Origin of the sequence: Candidatus Palauibacter soopunensis (assembly GCF_947581735.1) — a bacterium.
GTDB classification, from domain to species: Bacteria; Gemmatimonadota; Gemmatimonadetes; order Palauibacterales; family Palauibacteraceae; genus Palauibacter; species Palauibacter soopunensis.
This window is the reverse complement of record NZ_CANPVT010000004.1, coordinates 1-18976: the sequence shown is the minus strand read 5'-3', so window position 1 is coordinate 18976 and position 18976 is coordinate 1. Positions and strand designations below refer to the sequence as shown.

12 protein-coding genes, 1 tRNA gene and 2 pseudogenes are annotated in these 18976 nt (G+C 66.5%); 3 read left to right on the top strand and 12 right to left on the bottom strand.

The window, feature by feature from the left end:
* Positions 1-175: 175 nt before the first annotated feature.
* The 5 genes from RN901_RS03030 to RN901_RS03010 form a co-directional block, all read right to left on the bottom strand.
* A complete protein-coding gene (locus RN901_RS03030; RefSeq protein WP_310755802.1) occupies positions 176-1702 on the bottom strand; it encodes an AAA family ATPase in 1527 nt (508 codons plus the stop codon).
* Between the two features lie 19 nt (positions 1703-1721).
* Positions 1722-4769 (bottom strand): ATP-dependent DNA helicase, encoded by a 3048-nt coding sequence (locus RN901_RS03025; protein ID WP_310755801.1) that lies wholly within the window; start codon positions 4767-4769, stop codon positions 1722-1724.
* Positions 4766-5809: a DNA cytosine methyltransferase gene (locus RN901_RS03020; protein ID WP_310755799.1), complete on the bottom strand. Its 1044-nt coding sequence runs from the start codon at positions 5807-5809 to the stop codon at positions 4766-4768. The genes RN901_RS03025 and RN901_RS03020 overlap by 4 nt, the downstream gene beginning before the upstream one ends.
* 400 nt (positions 5810-6209) lie before the next feature.
* The gene (locus tag RN901_RS03015; RefSeq protein WP_310755797.1) at positions 6210-6635 is read right to left on the bottom strand and encodes a very short patch repair endonuclease; all 426 of its coding nucleotides are present in this window, start codon (positions 6633-6635) and stop codon (positions 6210-6212) included.
* Positions 6632-7993 (bottom strand): DNA cytosine methyltransferase, encoded by a 1362-nt coding sequence (locus tag RN901_RS03010; protein WP_310755795.1) that lies wholly within the window; start codon positions 7991-7993, stop codon positions 6632-6634. The genes RN901_RS03015 and RN901_RS03010 overlap by 4 nt, the downstream gene beginning before the upstream one ends.
* 247 nt (positions 7994-8240) lie before the next feature.
* Here RN901_RS03010 and RN901_RS14965 point away from each other — a divergent pair.
* Both RN901_RS14965 and RN901_RS03005 read left to right on the top strand, forming a co-directional pair.
* Positions 8241-8426: pseudogene (locus RN901_RS14965) on the top strand (helix-turn-helix transcriptional regulator); the annotation flags it as partial.
* A 57-nt stretch (positions 8427-8483) separates the two neighbouring features.
* Positions 8484-9248, top strand: coding sequence for a hypothetical protein (locus tag RN901_RS03005; RefSeq protein WP_310755793.1), 765 nt, complete (start codon positions 8484-8486; stop codon positions 9246-9248).
* 281 nt (positions 9249-9529) lie between these two features.
* Here RN901_RS03005 and RN901_RS03000 read toward each other — a convergent pair whose 3' ends face one another.
* Positions 9530-10729: a relaxase/mobilization nuclease domain-containing protein gene (locus tag RN901_RS03000; RefSeq protein ID WP_310755791.1), complete on the bottom strand. Its 1200-nt coding sequence runs from the start codon at positions 10727-10729 to the stop codon at positions 9530-9532.
* Positions 10726-11070, bottom strand: coding sequence for a plasmid mobilization relaxosome protein MobC (mobC, locus tag RN901_RS02995; RefSeq protein WP_310755789.1), 345 nt, complete (start codon positions 11068-11070; stop codon positions 10726-10728). Before mobC ends, RN901_RS03000 begins: the two co-directional genes overlap by 4 nt.
* Before the next feature lie 243 nt (positions 11071-11313).
* Here mobC and RN901_RS02990 point away from each other — a divergent pair, with 243 nt between their 5' ends.
* Entirely contained in the window at positions 11314-12483 is a 1170-nt protein-coding gene (locus RN901_RS02990; RefSeq protein ID WP_310755787.1) for a site-specific integrase, read from the top strand.
* A 47-nt stretch (positions 12484-12530) separates the two neighbouring features.
* Here RN901_RS02990 and RN901_RS02985 read toward each other — a convergent pair.
* From RN901_RS02985 to RN901_RS02970, 5 genes and pseudogenes are all read right to left on the bottom strand, one after another.
* Positions 12531-12600, bottom strand: a tRNA-Ile gene (locus RN901_RS02985).
* Between the two features lie 785 nt (positions 12601-13385).
* A pseudogene (locus RN901_RS14960) lies at positions 13386-13619 on the bottom strand (DUF1156 domain-containing protein); the annotation flags it as partial.
* A 28-nt stretch (positions 13620-13647) separates the two neighbouring features.
* Positions 13648-17148: a DUF3883 domain-containing protein gene (locus RN901_RS02980; RefSeq protein ID WP_310755785.1), complete on the bottom strand. Its 3501-nt coding sequence runs from the start codon at positions 17146-17148 to the stop codon at positions 13648-13650.
* Positions 17145-17537, bottom strand: coding sequence for a helix-turn-helix domain-containing protein (locus RN901_RS02975; protein ID WP_310755783.1), 393 nt, complete (start codon positions 17535-17537; stop codon positions 17145-17147). Before RN901_RS02975 ends, RN901_RS02980 begins: the two co-directional genes overlap by 4 nt.
* Positions 17534-17905, bottom strand: a complete 372-nt coding sequence (locus tag RN901_RS02970) for a DUF6516 family protein (RefSeq protein ID WP_310755781.1) — start codon at positions 17903-17905, stop codon at positions 17534-17536. Before RN901_RS02970 ends, RN901_RS02975 begins: the two co-directional genes overlap by 4 nt.
* Positions 17906-18976 lie beyond the last annotated feature (1071 nt).

Below are 18976 nucleotides of genomic sequence, written 5' to 3'. Positions count from 1 at the left end.
CCGTTCCAATATAGCGGGAAAACGGCACCAAATGGCGGGAATCGGGAGAGCGTCACGCAATCAGCGTTGGATGGGATTCCCCACACTGGATGATAAGTCCGTGCCGCGTTCGGCGAACATCTTGATGGACGCGAGCAGGCGGGGGTCGAGTTACGGACATGACGGAAAGTGGAGTTTACGCGCCGTTGAGATACGATGCCACGTGATCTCGGATGGGTTGCAGGTCGGGATGGTCGGCCACGCATGCCGTGATCAGGTAGGGGGCCAACTCTTCGTCGATCCCGTACCGTAGGGCGAAGTCGCGGGGGATGTCGTGGTGAGCCGACGTCGAACGCAACCGCTGCAGGGTGGCGGCCAGGGGGCCTGCCTCGAGGCGGGCCGAGCGGGCGAGCTCCTCGTGATACTGGTCGTCCGTGAGCAACGCATCGAGGACCCAGGTCTCCGGTGGTGATTCGCCGGGCAGCCGAAGGCACGAGTCGGTGGAGTCAAGGTCTTGGGCGTTCGACCAGGCTTCGAGTTGATTCTGGGTGACGTCGCCATCGAGCACGCAGATGGCCGGGCCGTCGAGTCCCGCTCGGAGATGGTTCCGGAGCTGCCTGACGACGTCGGCCCCGCTGCCGATCGGTACGATCCTGACGCGAAGGCGATGTTCGCCCGGGAGCGCCTGCCTGACGAGCTTCTCTGCGAATGCGTCCTCGACGTATACGGTCAGTTCGGGTTGTGGCGTTCCGATCATGCTGGACATCGCCTGGCGTGTCGTCGGTCCCGCGCTCACGCGATGGCCGTCGGGCTCGCGTTCCAAGAGCAGACGCCCCTCACGCGGCAGGGCGTCGAGGATGTACTCCGAGTGCGTGGTGCAGACGATCTGTTTTTTCCGCTCGGAGATGAGACGCGTGAGTTCGCGAATCAGGTGTTTCTGGGCTTCTGGATGGAACCCGTGTTCGATCTCCTCGATCAGCAGGAGGCCGCCGACCGGAAGACGCTCGAGGGCGGAGAGTATGGCGATGGCGGAGGCTTCCCCCGAGCCCATATCGAAGCCGGTGTAGGAGGAGGCGGTTTCGCAGTGGGCGAGCGGCATGCCTCCGTTGGTGTGAACTTCTACCGAGTTGTACGACTGGCCGAGAATGGCTGACATGGCCTCGGTGGCGGGCGCGGTGAGCGGTGTGATTTCGGGGGAGGATGCGCCGGAATGACGCCGCCGAAGCGCGCCGAGTTCAGCCGGAGGGAGAATGCGGGAGAGCGAGACGAAGTCGATGGCGCGTTTGGGAAACCGCACGGCACGGGACCGGCCGGGATCCGGGGCGTTGGCCCACCGACTCTTTTCTGTTCTGAACCTGGCAATCTGAAGGTCGTCTCCCCCGAGTGTGTAGTCGAATCGAACCGTGAGGCCGGCGGACGTCGGATCACTGGGGCGACGGAAGAAGAATTCGTCCCAGGCAAAGATCATGCGACGCAAGCGGCGGCGTACGGCGGGGATTGGGCGCGGAGACCTACGCCAACCGTCGGGACGTGCCGCTGAGAGCGCAGCCAAGCCCAGCAACGTGCTCTTGCCGGCCCCGTTCCTGCCGCAGATGGCGGTAATGGGGTAGTCGAAGGGCGCGTGGATCTTCTGGATGCCTCGCAAGGGCGGCGGGCCTTCGAGCGTGATGCCCTTGAGCAGCGGGTGGGGAAAGCTCGCGCTCGGTTCGCGCCAGAAGTCCAAGAGACTCTGCTCGGCGTGACTAGGGCGTCGACCGGGCATCCGCGTCCTCGGCCAAGAGATCGGTTTCGCGTTCCACTTCCTCGGCGGGCGTGTTCGTGGCGGCTGAGCCGCCCTCCGCAACGAACTCGTCGTAGCCTGGGCAGAACGTCTGGAAATCGCATCGGCCGCACTTTCCGCCCGACGCGCCTGAAGTAGGAAAGTCGCGGTTCTGCAGCCGTTCCCTCAACTGGCTCACCGTATCGAAGAGTTTGGCTTCGGCTGCCTCCTGGGCTTCCCGGTCGACCGCGACCTTGATCCATTCGTCGCGGCCGCTCGCCGTGACTTCGTCGGGAAGCGGTTTGGGTGAGAGGATGCGGGCGGTGGCTTTTGCGGACTCCATGCCGAAGGCGTAGCCGACGCCGACGGCGTAGAGTTGGAGCTGTTCCCGTGCCGCCTCCACGGTCGCTTCGTACTCCTCCACTGTGCCAATGCGGCTCGCCTTGAAGTCGACGAGCCCGATGATCTCTCGCTGGGAAGGGGGAGCGGATTCGTCTGCTTCTTCCGGGCGCTCGAGGAGGTCGACGACGCCGGCGATCAGGGCGTCGGATTCTCGGTCGACGAGTTCGAAGGGCTTTTCGGCGGCACGTGCACGGGAGAGGGCGTCGCCGGCGCGTGCGACATATCGAACCAGCGCCCTCTCGGCCGCGTCGCGGAGGATATAGAAGGGCTTGCCCCGCGTGTAACGAAGACGGAACCGTCGGGCGACGAGATCGCGGATGACATCGGCAGTGATGGTCTCGCCGCCGATCGCCCTGTTGTGCACTTCGGCAAGGATGTCGTGAATGCGCTGGCCGTATCCGAACTGTTCGCCGACGCCCGGGCTGAAGTCCATGAGCGCCCGCAACTGATATTCCCTCTCGCAGCGCCGGAATGCGGCCAGGTCGGAGTAGGTGGTCTGAAGCAGGTTGGAATCCGCCGGAGGGGTTGGCTCGATGTGCGCGTGTTCAGGCGGTTCGCTCCCCGGCGGAAAGGCGCAGGGGTGAACGATCTCACGGAAGTACGGGGTGGGTCTGGTGCGGTGCCGGTCCAGCGATGAGATGTGCAGGAACTTGGCGCAGCGGGTCAGCGCGACGTACCAGAGCCGCCGTTCGCCGTCGTCGCCGCCGACGTAGGGGCCGGTGTCGTAGGATCCCGGCGGCAGGAACGTCTCTGGCGGCCGGGTCCGCAAGCTGCTCGGGAACACCCGCGAGGAAATGCGCGGGAGGAAGACCACGGGCCACTCGAGGCCCTTGGCGGCGTGTACCGTCATGATCTTGACGGAGTTCAGCGCAGCCGGTTCGCTGACGCCGCCTTCGTCTACATGACGCGTGGCCCAGTTGGACAGGAAGAGGACGAGGCTCTTCAACCGGGCGGGTGTGATCCATTGGTGGACGCGCTCGAATTGGGTGAGCAGATTGCTGAAGGCGCCGAGGTTGAACATCGTGCTTTCCGGCCAGGGGTCCTCCTTGGCACCGAGTTCCCGCAGCATTTGCTGGAAGATTTCCTGCGGGTAGATCCTGGCGCCGAGGCCGCGTGACCGCTCGGTTCGGGCGACGGCGCGTTGGTCGAGTTCCGCGCGCTTTTGATCGAGCCAGGAGAGCAGGTGCGTAGAGTTGGCGGACTCGCCGAGGCGCCCGCTGTCGCGGAGCGCGGAAACGGCGCCGCGCACGAATTCGCGGGTCTCGGCAGTGGACAGCAGGCGGATGCCGCCTCCCGACTCGTTCGGTAACGCGAAGTCGGCTCGTGCCAGGAGCGAGAAGGCGGCTTGGACGAGACGGACTTCTTCGTTGTGGAAAAGGCCGCCCGTGCCGGTGACGACGACCGGTATCCCGCGGGCGCGCAGAGCCTCGGCGAAATGCGCGCCCGCGCCGCGAACGCTGCGCAGAAGGATGGCCATGTCGCCGTAGTCGAGGCCGCGCTCGGTCCCGTCGTTCTCTACAAACCGAGTGCCGCGGACGGCTTCGATACGCTCGGCGACCCACCGGGCTTCGGCTTCTTCGGATGGGAACGTCTCCAGAAGTATGTCGCCCGGCTCAGCGAAGCGCTCCTCGAGCGGACCGTCGGGCTCGGCTCTCAGACGTGCCTTGGGCTCCTTGCGTATGCGCCTAGAGACACGTCGGACAGCTTCGTCGGCGATGGAGACTATGGCATGTGTGGACCGGAAGTTGTCCTCGAGGCGCACCACGCGGACGTTCGGATACTCGCGCTCGAAGTCGAGGATGTTGTCGACCTTCGCGCCCCGAAAACCATAGAGGGCCTGGTCGTCGTCTCCGACGACCGTCAGGGTGGGATTGTGCCCGCCGTCGGTGAGCAGGCGGATAAGTTCCTCCTGCCTGTCGTCGACGTCCTGGTACTCGTCCACGAAGAGATGCCGGAGTTCCGCCCGAATCTCCTTCAGGACGTCGGAGTCCGATCGGAGCAAATCGATCGTCGTGTCGATGATGTTGTTGAAGTCGAAGAAGTAGTTCGGATCGCCGTGGGCGATCTCGCGGTAGCGGTCCACCGCGCTCGCGAGGACGGGGTCGCCGATATTGTCGATGTCGATCTCTTGCTGGTGGATCACGTTCAGCGTGGCGAGAAACGTGTTCAGGGTCTCGCCGTACGTGCCGGAACGGGTTCGGGTACGGAGCCGATCGAGACCGATGCCATCGCCGCCTGGGAACCGCACGAAGTTGGCGGCGATGAGAGCCGCCTGACGGGTCTCGTCCATGACCTCGAAAATCCGGCGGCCGGGAACTCGTTTGCGGAGGACCCGCAGGCAGTAGGCGTGAATGGTGCCGACGTACATATCGCCGAGCGCGGGCTCGTCGGGGTTGGCCTCCTCGACGCGCCGCCGGATGCGGTGTTTGAGTTCGGCGGCAGCGTGTTCGGTGAAGGTAAACGCGACGATCGATCCCCGGGGAACGCCGTCCTGAACCATTTGCGCGGCCCGACATGCCAGCGTTTCGGTCTTACCGCTGCCGGCACACGCAAGGATGAGGAGGTTGGAGGGGTCGCCCGAGTCGAAGTTGACGGCCTCGCTCTGGGCATCGGTGAGGTTCTTTATCACGAAACGGCTCGGATGGCGGTACGGAGCGTGGGGGCGAGGGCGTGCATCAGCGCGAACGGAAGTGCGTTGCCTATCTGCGTTGCCACGACGCCGGAGCCGCCGGAGAACGAGTATTTCCGCGGGAAGGTCTGGATGAGGGCGGCTTCCCGCGGCGTGATTGCCCGGTCCTGGTCCGGATGGGCGAACCTGCCGCGCGTGACATCCGTACAGCCGGTAGTGAGCGTGGGCGCGACATCGTCCCAGGCCATGCGGCCGTAGACGTCCGGGTAGGAGTTGGGCCGCTTGTGACAGCGTAGGGCGAGGGACTCGGGAAGGGAACTGCGGCTGCCTCCGTCCCTCGGGATGGCACGTAGGCGCTTCAGGGCGATCGCTTGGTGGCGGCGGGCTGCGTGCAACGGGTCGGCAGGGTCGCGTTCGCCGGCGGCGAGTTCGGGGAGGCGCGCGATGGCGTCGCGGACGGTGCGGCGCCTCCCGACGGGGGTCAACGCGTCCGGCAGCGTAGGCGGTTGGGGACCGCGGGACGCCATCAGGACACAGCGGACACGGCGCTGGGGGACCGCGTAGTCGGCGGCGTCGACGCGTAGGGGTTTGGTGAAGGCGTACTCGGTCCCGCAGGTTTCCTCGAAAGCGTCGAGAAGGTGACCGTGACGCTCGGCCGCTAGTCCGGGAACGTTCTCGACGAAGACGACTTTGGGGCGCAATGCCGCAACGAAGCGAGCGGCCTCAACGAGCAGGTCCGAGCGCCGATCGCCGTGCCGGTGACGATTCTGACTGCTGAACGGCTGGCAGGGAGCGCAGATGACGACAAGGTCGAGATCTGCTCCGCGCAGGCACTCGCGCTCTAGCAGGGCCGGGTCGAGCTCGCGGATGTCCTGCTCGAACATGCGCACGGTTGGGTGGTTTAGCCGGTAAGTGGCGCAGGCTGCCGGATCGTTGTCCACTGCGGCGAGCACTCGGAAATGGGCAGCCTTCAGAGCCGCGGTCGCCGAGCCCGCGCCCGAGAAGAGATCGATTGCCGTGGGCCAGGGCTTACCGGACATCTTTGTACGCTGTATTCAGATACACGAAGCCGCCCAGAGTCCCGCTGTTCGGTGCAGATCCGAAACGTGAAGGATCGTGGGGCACAAGACTAGACCTTGACGGTACCGACGCCGACCGAGGCCGCTTGGTTGACTGGAGCGATAGGTGGAGACCGCTAACGCCGGATTCACTCTTTCCTCGTGTGTGGGCTTCTGAAGTCTAACCGGGACTGCGGGATCTGCCACTCCTGCCGTTGGGGTTGGACACCGCCGGGCCGTTACCTCAAGAGCGGGAAAACCGGAGCCAATCGGCAGGACTCTCAAGCGTGGTCGAACACCTTCGGCGGGGCGGTTTATCGAGTCGGCATCCCAGGAGGGCGTTTGCCGGTAAGGTTGACTCGGCGGGCGCGAATCGTCCGGTCTATCCGAGAAACGTCTCGATTCGCTCAGCCAAATCGTCCAGATCCTTGGTCTCGCACTCCCAGACAACCAATACGCGCCAACCCATGTCTCGCAGGGTGGCTTGAACCAACCGGTCACGCCGGGCGTTGCCATTGAGTTTGTTCCTCCAGTACTCGCGTCGCTCCGGCGATTTCGGGAGCCGATTCTTCGCGCAGCTGTCATGCCGATGCCAGAAGCACCCATGCACAAAAATCACCTTGCGGCGAGGTCGAAACACGAGATCAGGCCGGCCCGGCAGATCAGTACTGTGCAGCCGGTAGCGGTAGCCCATTCCGTGAACGAGTCGACGCACCCGAATCTCGAGTTTCGTATCCTTCGAGCGGACTCGACTCATCCGCTCGCTGCGCTCGGGGCCAGTAAGGATGTCGCGACTGGCTCGCTTCATGCGTTGGATGCTACGCTAGGCTCGCCCACGAACGCCCACAGCCCTCCCATCGACGATTGATCGCCGAAGGCCGTCCCCTCGCGGATATCCCGCAAGTGATCTACTATCGCTTGAAAGCCCGCTGGCGGGATGCTCTCGCCGATGATGTCTCTGATCGTACCGTCCCTCACCGTCCTCCCGTCCGCCCGCCCCCATTCGTAGTCATACCGGTCAAGGGAATGCACCCGGAACGCCTCGTGGAGCGAGAGGCAGCGGTTTTGGTCGGGGTGCAGCTTGTTGTCGCTGCACGCATACGACAGGTTTCGCGTCAGCGTACTCGCGGGTTTGTCGTACGCCATCCTCTTGTAGGCGGACGTGTAGCCCCGCATCAACTGACGCTGCCCGTCTCGCTCAACGCTCGGACGTGGCAGCAATCCTCCACAGCGCTCGCAATGGAGCGGCGTGGATCGGGACGCCCGATTGATGCCGTTCCGGTCACGCCGGGCCAGATGCGTGGGGTTCCCGGTGAATCCGCACTCGACACATTGGTTGTCGAAAGCGCTTCGTTCCGGCGGCGTGTTCGATACCCACCAGTACTTCATCTCGTCCAGCAGCGGAACGCGATGAAAGGGAACGTCGGACACGGCCGACTCGGCACACCGCGCGTCGAGCGGCGGCACGTCCGCTATCGCGTCTCGGACGGTTACCCAAGGGTGGGTGCCCGGTAGCGCACCTTCGGTGTGCGTCTTTCGCGGCATGAACGACCGCTGAGCAGACCACCAGTCCTTCAAACGGTCGTTCCGAGAAAACACCGTTATGAGTCGCTGTCGTCGTTGGGGCACGCCGTAGTTCGCGAATTCCACGACCTCCCCACCGCCCATGTACCCTGGCCCAAGAGCCTCCGAAACGAAGTCTAGGATTCCACGCGGTTCGCCGTCTTCGTCCAGGATCACGGTGTCCTTCATCTCCGGGACGTTCTCTAGCAGCACGATTTCCGGCCGGAGTCGACGCGCCAATTCCATGGTGGGGACGATGAGACGGTTCCGCTCGTCGAACTTTGGCTTGCGGCCCGCGCGAATCGCGGAAAGCAGCTTTCCGCGCCCGTTCTTCGACATCCCTTGGCACGGGGGCGTAGCGTAGAGGAGGGTCAGACCGTGCGGACCCATTCGGCGACGCGTGTGTCGCTCCACCTCGTCAACGGCGTCCCATATGTCAGCCGTGATGGAGTGGGCGTCGGGGAAGTTGAATGAGAAGACCGCGTGTCTGTCTGCACGGATCTCGTTCGACACCAGGATGTTGAACCCGGCCCGGCGCAAGGCGAGATCGCCGATGCCACCGGACGAAAAAAGGCTGATCGCCGTCGCGTCGGCTGTGGTCATGTCCTCCATCCTTGTCCCCCACCCTCGGCCAGCTTGATCCGCTTTCTGCTCTCCCGCCGGTGCAGCCATCGCTAGCAGACGGCGGTTCGGGTTCCGCCAACAGCCGTCCGCCCCGGCCCGCCGGTCCTAGTCGCCAAGGCCACGCGGCACCTCCGAAGGATAGCGAATTCCCCAGCCGCTCGCAAAGGTGTCCGTAGACTATAGTCCGTGGATGTCAGGGCGGCAGCCGAATACGATAAGCGCTTAAATGCACGCCTCAAGCATCTTCCCGGATGCCCTTCGCCACTACCGTGATCGGACCGGTCTCAGCCAAGAACGACTAGCGGCTGCTGCGGGGCTTGATCGTACCTACGTCAGCCAACTGGAACGGGGCCTCAAGAGTCCGACCCTGGGTACTCTTGAGAAGTTGGCTGACTGCCTCGACGTACGAGTGCAAGACCTGCTTCGTGGGCCATCGCAGACGGGGCTCCGGTTCCCCGCCGATTATGTCGTGAGCGACTCGGAGCGCGTCGGCCTTGCCCGAGGAGGGGGCGCGTTCGTCCCGTTCCCGATCTCCGTCCTGAGAGGTTCGATCGACCTGGCGCACGGATTCATCGACGATATGTACGCCGCCGACCTCGACATCGCACGAGTGCTGGGACTCCGTAACTTGAGCGCCTTCGTGGGTGAACTGGTGGCAACAGGTATCGCTCGGTCGAGCGACGGTCTGTTCCGATTGAACCCGCACCAGGACGGCTACCCTGATCTTCTTCTGATGGACGGACGGGGGCGTCGGGAGCTTGAGCGGCTTCGAGACCGGATGAACGAAAAGGGACCATTCAGCCCGTTTGCATCCGGCGGAATCGAGGTGAAGGCGACGTGCGGTAGCGTACCAAGCCCTAAGGTATGCCGCGCCAGAGGTATACAGCGTCCAGAGCTTGGCGACCCGCGAATCGCCTGCATGACCGGGTACGAATGGAAAGCACACCATCGCGAGACAAACAATCTGGTCGGTGTCCTCTGGGACTTCGTCGAACAGCGCCCCCGGATCGCCGCCATGTTCTATTCCAGCGCTCTCACGGAGTCCGACTGGGGTGCGATCGTCGCACCGAAGCCCGGCGGCGGGAGAACAACCAGCGTATCCATCATGAACCGGGCGGGCATTCGCAAGATGTACGCGGGCTGGCTCTGTGTCTTGGCAGACGGTGGCTATCGAGAGTTCCTGAACAGGCGCAACAGGGACTCCCTTATGCCCGAATCCGGCGATTCACCGTGATGTGAAGGCAAGGCTCCGGTGCCTTTGTTGGGTGTGTTCGACCTTTGCGGCCCGGAGCTAGTCCAAATGGTCGGCCCGAGCCTGCGCCGTCGCGATCCGCTTCGGGATCCCCCAGTTCCTCGTCGAGGCTGTGCAGGAGACCCGATTCTCACCCGACCTGTACCCATCGCAGGTCGGCGATCATCTATTCTGGGTGATCCCGGAGCCCGTAGATGCATCGAAAGCCGCCCGGATCGGGCCGTTCCGACCGATCCGCTTGGCGATGGCCGTGGAGGCAGGGCTCACCGTTCGAACCCACCCCCGCCACGCTCAGGGCCTCTGGGCCGGGGTGGTCGCGGTACAACAATGCGGGTGATGGTCCGGTCGCGCTCCCTTGTCTCATAGCGCTCCCTCATCCTTTCCCGCACCGCCCATGCGCTCCGCTCCGCGTCCACCAGCCTACTTCGATAGAACTTGCGCCAACCGCGCTCGATCTCCTGGGCTCTCTCGCCGTGTGCCTTGCCCAACTCAGCCCGCTCGCCCTTGTGGTAGCGGTCGAGGTCCTCGCGCCAGCCCTTGACCAGGTCCTCCCGGCCCCTGATCGCCCCGGTCAGTTCCCTGAGCGAGCGATCGAGCCGCCAGATCCGGAGCCGCCCCAGCACGGTGCGGCTCTCCCGGTCTAGCCGCTGCCGCATCTCCTCCTGCCGCTTGTGCAGCTCGGCCCACTCCTTCCGCGCACGGGTCTCGAGGTGCCGGAAGCTCGATTCGCGCCCGTCCGCGACCGCCTCCCAAGCCTCCGCCTCGCCATGCCGCCATGCCTCCATGTTGATTTGATCCTCGCGGCGCGGTTTCCTCGTCCGCCGCGCCCGCCCAGGCTGCATGCCCTCGCGCCGGATGCGCGCCCAGTGTCGGGGCCGCTCCCCTGCGGGGCGAAGCAGTTGCTGGCCCGCCCGCCGCCGCTCGTTGTTCTCGACCCGCCTCTCGCACCGAATCCGGCCCTGTTCGCGCTCGTAGCCCTCGGCCCAGCGCGACAGCCGGAGCTTGCTGTTGCCCAGTGTCGCCGCCTTCCCGGTCTCCGGATCGACACGGTTGGCGATCACGTGGACATGCGGGTGCCGCGTGTCCTCGTGCGCGACGATCAGCGCCTCGTGGCCGTCCAGCCCCAGCGCCTCCAGACTCCCGTCCACTGCCCGGCTCATCTCCCCCTTGTCGGGCGTCTCGTCCTGCGCCCAGCTGAGCGAGTAGTGCAGGACGGGCTTCGCCAGCTTCCGGCCTCCCCGCGATCCGCCAGCCAGCCGCTTGAGGTCGGGGGCCGCCTTCGCGGTTGCGGCCATCAGCCGAGCCGCCCGCTCCGGCCGAAACGTCGCGAGGTTCCGGGTGTCCGCCCACCCGACCCGCTCCGAGGTGCGCGGACGGCGGTCGTCCGGCTCCGGCGCGTCGTGCAGACAGTACGCCGCGACTCCGGCGAACGAGCGCCCTAATCCGTTGATCTTCGGGATCATCGGTCCAGCGCCTCGCCGCTCAGGAGACCGGCCGCGAGCTCGCCCACCCGCTCGACCGCCTCCAGCGTCCCGGAAGGAGCGGAAGCCCCGGAGTTGAGGGCGCGGGCGATCTGGTTCAGGTTTACGCCGATCCGGTGGAGCTCGACGCGCTCCGCCGCGCCGAGGCGGAGAACGGCCGCCTCGCGGACCGGCTGCCCCAGCGCCCTGCGGCGCATGTAGCCGCCCATCGTCATGCGGGCCGCTCCGGCCCGCTCGGCGATCTCCGCGGCCTCCGCGGGGGTGACGCGCACGCCGATCGTGCGGCTCCGGCGCTCGGCCTCGGGCTTCCGGGGACGGGCCATGTCGGGCGGCCTCCTTTGACGGCGCGCGAGAGTGTCGTTCGGGGGTCCGGGGGCACCCCCTGGCCAGAGGTTTTCGTGAAGCGAAAACACATCTGGCTCCTCCATCAACCGCAGAAACCAACGCCCCCGTGGCGCGCCCGCGCCAATGCCGGGCCGGGGCGCCAACTCTGGACGACGCGACCCGTCGTCGCGAGGTTTCAAACGCGCAGATCGTGCAGTCCATCGAATCGGAGGAATCGAACGATGGCACGCACGAGAAGAAGCCGCCGGAGCTACGGCGCCGGCGAGTGGGGCCGGAACAGGGTGCGGGTGTTTCCCGACCCGAAAACCGGCCTGTTCCAAGTGGAGTGGCGCGAGAACGGGCGCAGGCTCACCCGGTCGCTCGGACACCGCGACTGGGCAAGGGCGAAACGGCAGGCGGACGAGTTGGCTGCCGGGTTCGTCGGCCCGGATCTGAACGGCAAGGCGGGAGCCGAGCCCGAGCCGCTCACCCTGAAGACGCTTTTTGACATCTACGGTGAAGAGGTGACGCCCACCAAGGCGGAGGCATCTCAAAAGTACGATCGGGCTACGATGTCGATGTTCCTCAAGCTCTTCGGAGGCAACCGCAGGCCCGGCACTCTCTCCCAGAGGGATTGGGATCGGTTCATTCGGGCCCGACGTGCGGGCGAAGCCGGACGGAGCGGGAGGCCTGCGGCCAATCGAACGATCCAGCAGGATCTGAAGTTGCTGCTCGCGATCCTCAACTGGGCCGCGAAGTCGAGAGACGAGGAGGGGCGGCTACTCCTCGAGTCGAACCCCCTCACGGGCCTGAAGACGCCCGCCGAGAAAAACCCGACCCAGGTTGTGCTGACGGGAAGGGAATACGAGGCCTTGCTCAAGGCGTCGCTGGCGATGGACTGGCGGTTCCGCGTGGCGCTCCTGATCGCCCACGAAACGGGACACCGCATCGGTGCCATCCGTCAGCTTCGATGGTCGGACATCGATGTCGAAGCCGGGGTTATCCGGTGGCGGGGCGAGCACGAGAAGACAGGCTACGAGCACCGGACGCCGGTGACGGCCGAGGCACTAGCCGCCTTGGAAGAGGCGCGGAGACGGAACCCCGGGATCGGGGACATTCCCCTGCTGCCCGCGCCGAAGGACCCGTCAGCGTGCGTGAGCCGCTCGTTGGTCCGCGACTGGTGGACCAGGGCCGAGGTGCTCGCCGGGCTGGCACCCAAGCGTGGCCGCGGCTGGCACTCCCTGAGGCGGAAGTTCGCGTCGGACCTCATGGACCAGCCCCTCAAGGTGCTCTGCGAACTCGGCGGTTGGAAGACGGCCCAGACGGTTCTTCAGTGTTACCAGCGGGCCGATGAGGACCGGCTCAGAAAGGCGCTTGAGGACCGCCGCAGGGTCTCTTCCTACCCCAATTAGCGGGAATCAAACAGCGGGAATCCGACCCCGAAACCGCGTAAGTTCAATGGGCCCGGGTAGATTTGAACTACCGACCTCACGCTTATCAGGCGTGTGCGCATGCGGCCCGCTTTACCCTCAGCACGAATGTGAGTAAACGGCATCGGCGATCCTGTCAGGAGACACCGCCCGCCACGTCGGGCAACGGTACCGCTCGGCGGCGTGCCCGATCCGACGCACACGGTGAACCGATAACGTCCCGCGCCTTCATGAACCGGTTCTACCCACGCCCGGCGGCCCCCCTTGGAAGACAGCACGAACGAACGTACCAAGGGCACATGCGCTCCCCGCATCATCGGGTCGGGGGAGGCCACGGTGCGTGCCCAGAGCCACGCGATCACCGTCAAGTCCTTGCCGGTGTAGGGCCGGAGATCGTCTCGGTCGTCGGCCATCGCCTCGGTGACGCGGATCGTCGGATAGAGATGGCCGATCCGGGCCTCGGCCTTGTCTCGCATCCACTTACCGTAGCGGCGGATATCCTCCGCCAACCCTGAAGCTCCCCTCCAGCCTCCCGTGCGGTCCACATCGGGATGGACGGGGGCCGCCCCTGAGAACTTGGGAGGGATCTCGCACGTCGCCTTTGATACGAGCACGGCGACGGGGTTCAGGTCCGAGCCATGCGCCCGCAATCCCAGCCGCTGTGCTTCGAGCGGGATGGATCCCCCGCCGCAGAAAGGATCGCAGACCGGCGGCGCGTGCCGGGCGAGGTATTCGAGGACCGCGCGTGCATCGTTCTCATCCGGCGGCGCATCGCCGAGCTCCCGTGCGAGCGAGCGTGCGATCTCGTAGCGTGCCTTCCCGATGATCCGTTCGTCGTGGGTCGCCTTCCAAGGCACCATCTCCTCGATGATCCCGTGAAGCCGTTTGCGCTCGCGGGCCTGGGCTTCCTCCGTGGGAAACTCCTCCGGCCAGCCGGACGGATCGTCGACAAGCTGCGCGAACAGCACCGCGCGGCAGGCCGCGAGCGGCCGCCTCGCCCACCAGAGGTGCAGGGTCGAGGGATGCCCGTGGCGGATCGACTTCTCCCGCGCCGATGCCGCGTTGATCGCCTTCAGCGGCAACGACACCTCGATCAACTTCTTGCGGTGGACGGTCATGGCGATCCGGTCTCGCGGCGGGTCGGGTTCAATGCGTCTCCTGTCGCGCCGCAGTTTCGATGGCCTTGGCGGAGATCTGGCGCGACACCTCGTGGAAGTTCGGCTCGGATCCGAAGATCCGGCCCGGGTCCCTCAAATAGATCGGCGCAGCTGCGGATCCGCCATCCACGAGCACCAAGGCAAGAATGTAGGACTCGGCCGCGTTCAGGGCCGTCACCATTTCGTTTCGGGTGATCGTGACGGCGCGGGCATCCGCGCGGCGGCCCTTCACCTCGATGAAACGGAGCCGCCCGGAGTCCGGATCGCGGCTCTCGATGTCGTATCCGCGATTCTCCTTCGAGATGTCCTTGGGCTCATTCCCGAGACTCCGCTCCCGTGCCATGACCGCCCGCATCGCCTTCTCCTCGACCTCGGCGCGAGCCAACGCATCGGCCGCTTCCCGCTGGCTCGCCGGCCGGAGCATCCGGCCCGGAACGACGAGCGCCGCGCCGCACACCTCGGGTGGGAGCGGCGCGATGTCGCGTTGGCGGGCGATGTCGGCCAGCCGGAGTTCGAGCCTGTCGCGGAGCGCATCCGCCTGCCGCCGCACGTTCTCGGAATTGAGCCTCGGCTTCCGGCCCGCCCGTTCGAGCGTTTCGAGTTCGAGCGCCCGGTGCTGGAGATGCATGATCTCGCGGCGCATGCGCTCCTTCACTGCGGCCTCGATCCTGTCGAGTTGGGCGAGCCGCGCGTCGCGCACCTCGCGCAGATGCCGGGGCACGAGATCCGCGATCGCGTGCGCCCGCGCCCGTTCCTCAAGCGGTTCCCCGAGCCAGGGCGCGTCCATGAGTTCCGCGACCTTCGCTGGCTCGTCCCCGTCCGCCCCCCGGCAGTCGAGATACGGGGCCGCTCCCCCATCGGTCGCCCCGCCGTCCGGGTCGAGCCATACGAACTGGAGCCGCTCGGAGACCGCGCGCGGGCTGCCGCGGCGCGTCGCCTGACCGTCGCGGATCCGGTGCCTGAGCGTGACCAGCACGCGCGGCCCGGCATGGCGGTCCGACTCGTCGACCAAGAGCGTCCCCCGCACGAGCAGATCCCGGTAGCGGTCGAGCGTCAGATCGACCAGCGCGTCGAGGAGCGGATGGCCCGGAGCCACGAGCGCTGCCTGCGGGCGGCCCGCGATTCCTTCCTTGGCGAAGCAGATCCGCCGGTACCGGGGCAGAACCGGATCCCCGCGCCCGATCATCCGGTCGCGGTCCCGCAGGATCGCGGGGACCCGGGTAAGCTCGAACCGGCCGCGCTCCCGGGGGCGCATGACCCCGCCCGCGTCGCGGAACGCGGCCTCGAAGAACGAGCGGATGTGGTGCGGCTGAAGCCGCCGCGCCGCAGCCCGATCCATCTCCTCGCGCACGCGCCGGCTCGTCGCCGGATCGAGCCCCTCGCGCGTGAGCTTGCCGCGCTCGACCAGACGGTTGATGTGTTCGGTGTCCACCGCGCCCTCGACGGCGCGGAACAGACGCTCGCGCACGTCGTCCCGCTCGCCGTAGCGGATCGCCTCCATGAACAGATCCTTGAGCGGCCGCGCCTCGAAGAGTTCGCCGAGCACGTCGTAGACCTTGCCGCCCAAGGTTCCGCGCGCCGTCTCCAGCTTCTCAAGGAGGCGCTCGTAGACCGCGCCCTCCCGCGTCTCGGTCGCCACGAGGTTCCAGAGGTGGCAGACCTCGGTCTGCCCGATGCGATGGATCCGGCCGAAGCGCTGCTCAAGTCGGTTCGGGTTCCACGGCAGATCGTAGTTCACCATGAGATGCGCGCCCCGTTGCAGGTTCACGCCCTCGCCCGCCGCGTCGTTCGCAAGCAGGAACCGGACGGCCGGATCGTCGTTGAACGCGGCGATCACCGCGCGCCGCCGGTCGCGCGGCACCCCGCCGTGGATCACCTCCACGCTCTCCGACTCGCCCGTCCGCGCGCGGATGCGGCCGGCGAGGTATTCGAGCGTGTCGCGCGCCTCCGTGAAGATCACAATCTTGCGTTGCACGTCCCGCTCGGGATCGTGCACGAGCGGATCGTCGAGGATGCGGTCGAGTTCGCGCCACTTGGTGTCTTCGCCGGAGCGCCGAAGCGCCCCCGCCATCCGTTCCAGACGCCGGATTTCGACGATCTCGGCCTCAAGTTCCGCGACCGTCTGCGCGGCGGTCGCGCTGTCCACGAGCCGGTCCTCGTGCGCCTCGGCTTCGTCGCCCGGGGCCTCCTCGAAGTCCTCCTCGTCGAACGCCGGGACCGGGTCCGCCGAGATGCGCGCCTCGGGACTGCGGCCAGCCCGCACCAGCCTCTCCTCCTCAAGCCGGTCGCCCAGCCTCGCCATGCGCCGTTTCAGCGACTCGTGGATCGCCGCAGGCGAGGACGCGAGACGGCGCTGTAGGATCTGAAGCGCGAACCCCACGTTGTTGCGCCGCCGCGTGCCGTCCTCGGCGAGCCGGTCCGCCCGGTTCATCTCCTCGCGCACGTAGTGCGTCACCGCCTCGTAGAGTTCCGCCTCGCCCGGCGACAACCCGTAGGAGACGGTGTAGGCCCGGCGCTCCGGAAAGAGCGGCGTGCCGTCGAAGCGGTGGAGTTCCTCCTTGACCAACCGCCGCATCATGTCCGACGGATCGACCTTGTGGACCCCCTCCCGGAAGCGGCCCTCGAATCGGTCCGCGTCCAGAAGGCCCATGAAGAGTTGGAAGTCCTCCTCCTTGCCGTTGTGCGGCGTCGCCGTCATCAGCAGCAAGTGCCGGGTCAACCGCCCCGCCAGCGCCCCCAACTGGAAGCGCTTCGTGTACTTTACCTCCCGGCCGAAGAAGCTCGCCGACATGCGGTGGGCCTCGTCCACAACGATCAGGTCCCACACGGGCGCGGCTTCGAGTTTCGCCTTGAGTTCCTCGTTGCGGGCCAGCATGTCGAGCCGCGCGATCAGGCGCGGATGCTCGGCGAACGGGCTGCCCGTGCGCGACGCCTCGATCCGCGTGCGGGTCAGGATCTCGAACCCGAGATCGAACTTCTCGTGAAGCTCGTCCTGCCACTGCTCGACTAGGTTCCCGGGCGCGATGATGAGGCACCGCTCAAGGCTCCCCCGGATCAGTAGCTCCTTGATGAGGAGCCCCGCCATCACCGTCTTGCCCGCGCCCGGATCGTCGGCCAGCAGGAACCGGAGCGGCTGGCGCTCCAGCATCGCGCCGTACACTGCCGTCAACTGGTGCGGGAGCGGCTCGATGTGCGATGCGTTCACCGCCGCGTAGGGATCGAACAGGTGCGCGAGCCGGATCCGGAGCGCCTCCGAGGCCAGCCGGAATGCGTCGCCGTCGCCGTCGAACGCCCAGCGGCGCCCCGGCGAGACCTCCCCGATCCGGGGCTCGTCCTCCCGGTAGAGGATCCGTTCCCCGAGCCCGTCCGGACCCTTCCACGTCACCTCCACCGCGTCCGGCCCGTAGGATCGCGTGGCGACGACCTCGACCGCGCCGCCGCCCGCGATCCCGGACAGGCGGCTGCCGGGAACGATGCGTTCGAGCTTCAACGGCCGGCGCCGACCGCTTCGCCCGCAGCGCCGGTCAGGGAGACATCCAGCCGCACATGGTCGTACGGCACGCTCGGCACCAGCGTGCCGCGCTCGCCCCGCCGCAGTTCCACCAGCCCGTATTGCGACATCGTCTTCAGCGTCCTCGACAGGTTCGACTTGCTCCGCCCGGCCATCTCCGCAAGCTCCGTGAGCGAACGCGGACGCTCCCGGGCGATCAGCTCCAAGAGGTGCCGGTTATGCTCCGACAGCAACTTCGCGAAGCTGTCGAGCGAGGTGAACCACACCTTCGGCTCGCCTCGTGCGGGCTTGTGCTCGCCCCGGGCGATCGCCAGGGTGCGCGCCTTCATCCGGTCGTAGTCGGCGATGCCGATCGTCAGTGTCCTCATGGAATCGATCCTCTCTTCCGGAGTACCCGGTCCACTTCCTTCCAGAAATCCTCCAGCAGCGCCGCCGCGTCCTCGTACTCGTAGGGCCGGACCGCGCGAAGCCGGTGCCGGTGGTCGTGCTCCGTTCGACGCCGCCCGCCGGGACCGCGCCGCTCCCGCACTGGGTGTGCGTTGTCGAATCCGACCAGCCGCGAACCGTCCGGCGCGTGCAGCGTCAGCGAATAGCGGAGGCCGTGCGGACGCTCCGGCGTCGGCTCCGTCCGCACCGCGACGAACTTCACCCAGTGCCCCGCGTCGTCCACGAACAGCGTGTCGCCGTGAAGCCCCAGCAGCGTGTCCAGCCCCGGATCCCGGTTCGGTCTCGTCATCCACCGATGTTATCATACACTGATAAGTACGGGCAAGGTCAACGAGGGTTCCAAGGTGCCGTCCCGTCCGGTGCGGCGAGCCAGCGCAGAGTCGAGTTTTCCGCCAGGGTCGCAGAGTTGAAACCTATCGCTGTCGAGTCCGTAGAGAGGGATCGCCGCTCCCGTTGTGGGTGGGGTGCTTGGGCCGGTTCGGCATCGCTGTGCTCCACGCGGTCGCCCAAGGCTTCTTCAATGGGCTCCTCGAAGTGCTCGCCTGGGTCCCGGCAGCTCCCGCTTGGGGCCGTACCTGAGCGCGCAAACGACATCGGGGTCCGATGCACACTTCGGGGCTCCGGCGATGCGCACACGACTTCCGGCTCATCCTGTGGCGTGGCAACGTCTTGCGTCTGCGCCGCCCGGTCGCCCGTGGCACAGTGGCGCTCAGGGCGTGGTCGGTAGCGACCCGGCAGTCCGAGGGTCTGCTACGGGTTCGGGGAAAGGCGGGTTTGCGCACCCCCTGCCCCCGACCCTTTTCGGGTCGCTACCGGCCTATCTATAGTAGCCCTAAGTCATTGTTAGAATTAGCTGAACTGCGGGTGGGCAGTTCAAGTTGCCCCCAAGAATGCCCCCAATCGAGACATGGCTCCATCCGGGGCCGTTCAGGCGGTCGTGCGGTCCGGTTGTGCGGGTCGCTCTCGGGGACCGAGTGCGGGTAATCCAGAGGCCACAGGAGGCGAAGAGGACTCCCAGGAGAGGCTACGGAGGTGTTTCGGGGTATCTACGGGCTCTAGGATCGCGCAGGATCGACGAACTCGGGTCTCCGAGGGGTATGGGTAGGGTCGATTTCGGCTTGGTGGGGACTTCGAGCCGTGGACCATCAGCGGCTCGGACCGGCATCGCGGTCCGGCCCGGGCGTCGGCGGCCTTATCACCAGCCGCTGCCGCGCGGTCTCGCGCCGCCAGATGTCTCGCAATACTCGGTCAAGCCTGTCACTTGCTCGTCGAGCCGCTCGATTCGCCGCCTCAAGGTGGCGTTCCCCTCGGTCTGCCGCTCGACTTGCCGCCGCAAGGCTTCGACCCGTTCGGATTGCCG